The sequence below is a fragment of the Neisseria sp. N95_16 genome, assembly GCF_002551535.2.
Lineage (GTDB): Bacteria > Pseudomonadota > Gammaproteobacteria > Burkholderiales > Neisseriaceae > Neisseria > Neisseria brasiliensis.
In genome coordinates this window covers 1-2,087 of the sequence record NZ_PDBT02000137.1, presented here as the reverse complement: position 1 = coordinate 2,087, position 2,087 = coordinate 1, and the positions used below count along the sequence as shown (strand labels likewise).

3 protein-coding genes are annotated in these 2,087 nt (G+C 44.4%); all 3 read left to right on the top strand.

Annotated features, from left to right (window positions below; genetic code table 11):
* The coding region (locus tag CRG49_RS12790) for a hypothetical protein (RefSeq protein WP_232727258.1) at window positions 1-272 on the top strand (272 nt) is incomplete at its 5' end.
* Window positions 253-1,590 (top strand): replication initiation factor domain-containing protein, encoded by a 1,338-nt coding sequence (locus tag CRG49_RS12785; RefSeq protein ID WP_097784634.1) that lies wholly within the window; start codon window positions 253-255, stop codon window positions 1,588-1,590. The genes CRG49_RS12790 and CRG49_RS12785, both read left to right, overlap by 20 nt.
* A 12-nt stretch (window positions 1,591-1,602) precedes the next feature.
* Window positions 1,603-1,914: a hypothetical protein gene (locus tag CRG49_RS12780; protein ID WP_095503854.1), complete on the top strand. Its 312-nt coding sequence runs from the start codon at window positions 1,603-1,605 to the stop codon at window positions 1,912-1,914.
* The last annotated feature ends 173 nt before the right edge of the window (window positions 1,915-2,087 follow it).

Below are 2,087 nucleotides of genomic sequence, written 5' to 3'. Positions count from 1 at the left end.
ATGTAAAGCCCCTTAACTTAGCCAGTGAAGGGGCTTTAATCATGTTTATTTTTTATACCGTCAATCCCGAACCCGAACTTCAACCCAAATCATTCATCGTCCGCGTATTTAAAGAACAAGACGATGAATCATGCTGCGTTAAAACGGTTTCGTTTCCTATCTGCAATCCATCTATGTCACAAAAGACAAAAAACGAAGCAGCCGAATTTGGCTGTCTGTATGTCAAGCAACTGATGGATAAGGAATTGAGCTATGACGGATACAGGAATTAAAGCCGTGGCGGGGCTAGGCAACAGGCGCGCTTGCGCGCCGTTGGCGGACAACGCCGAAGGCTGCCCCCCTAGGCTAATAGGGGGGGAGCAAAATAAAACCCCTAATCCGCAGGGTGCTGACCAAACCAAAAACCAAGCCGTTGAATTCCAGTATTTCAGTCATTTTGTATCAGACGGCAAAGGCAGATTAATCGAAATACCCTTAAGACGTGGTAGAGATGATGGCGCATTTATTGACCAAATCACGTTCACGATACATGAAGATTCATTGCCCAAAGTGACAGGTAAAGGATTGGTATCAGATACAGAATACATAGTCCAATACAGCGAGCTACTCCAAGAAATACTGGGCTTCGGCATTACTCAAAAACTGCCCTTTAAAGGAAAGTTTTTTTATAAAAGCTGCTACCAATTAGGACCGGATAATGTTGAATACGGAAAAGTTCATTACGGTGGTCAACGCGATACGATTTTAGTTGAATTAAACGGCACCGGCTGCATGGCTGCTTTACCCGGCTGGGAAAACCGATTGTATGAATTTTTAAGCAAGTGTATCCGCCCAAAAATTACCCGTGTTGATGTCGCACACGATTTTTTCAACGGCGAATACACGCCCGACCAAGCCATGCTAGACCATGATAACGGTCATTACGATGTCCACAATATGCGCCCGAAAAGCGAATGCCGTGGCACCGCATGGCGTAATGAAGATGGAAGCGGAAAAACGTTCTACATCGGCAAACGCGGAAATTCCAAGTTTACCCGTGTATACGAAAAAGGCCGGCAGTTTGGCGATGTTGATAGCCCTTGGGTGCGGTTTGAAACCGAATTCAGGGCGGGCGATATAGAAATACCGCTGGATATGCTGCTTTATTCCGGTTCATATCTTGGTGGCGCATACCCGATTTGCAAGGTTATTTTTAAAACCGAATCAAAGCGCATGAATGCAAAAGAAGAAACGGTCAATCTGACGTTTGAACACAAGCTTTTTTATGCAAGAAACCAAGTCGGCAAGCTCGTAAGTTTCCTGCGCGGTATCGGTTGGGAAGATGGAAAAATCGTTGACGAATTGCTTAAAGGCGTTGAAGGCTATCCGAAAGGTTTGCAGCCTGAACAATACGATTGCAGAGACCAAACGCAAAGAATCCAGTATATCCATGAAGAACAGCAAGCCATTGAAGCACTCAAGCTTGAAACTCTGCTTGATGATTGGGGTGAAGAAAAACAAACCGCTTTCCCCCAAGACACCGAATTGCAACACATTAGGGATATTGAAATAGAAGAACGTCAAATATCCAATTTCATGAACAGAAACTAAGGAAACCCGAAAATGTTTAGTCAAAATCAAGTAACCACTTACGAAGCAACCCTGTTGGGCGCAAAACAATTCAAAGGCGAAATCGATGGTAACAAAATCGATTCCTGTACGGTGTTAGTAGCCAGCCCGATGCCGTCTAACGGCAACGCCGTAGGCTTTACCGCTGCCAGCATGAAATTTGGCGAAAGCCACAATTTCAAACGCTTGGAAAATCTCAAATTTCCTTGCGCTGTTGAAGTGACTGTCGCCATGGAAAGCACCGGCAAAGGTCTCGTTCCAAGGCTCTTGGATTTCCAAGTAAAAGGCGCAACGCCTAAAGCCTAAGAAAGGCTGAATCATGAGCAAATACCAACAGAAATTTATCGTTCAGGAATTAGAAAATCACGAATTTATCTATCCTGATCCTTTCGGCGATATAGGTTTTACACCAAACATCAAATCAGCCGGTCAATACGATAGCTACGAAGACGCATTTAATGCAGCTTTAGAAGAAATCG

What these genes read in the sequence shown, in the direction of transcription:
- CRG49_RS12785 (WP_097784634.1), top strand. Translation starts at nt 253, where the DNA reads ATGACGGATACAGGAATTAAAGCCGTGGCGGGGCTAGGCAACAGGCGC.
- CRG49_RS12780 (WP_095503854.1), top strand. Translation starts at nt 1,603, where the DNA reads ATGTTTAGTCAAAATCAAGTAACCACTTACGAAGCAACCCTGTTGGGC.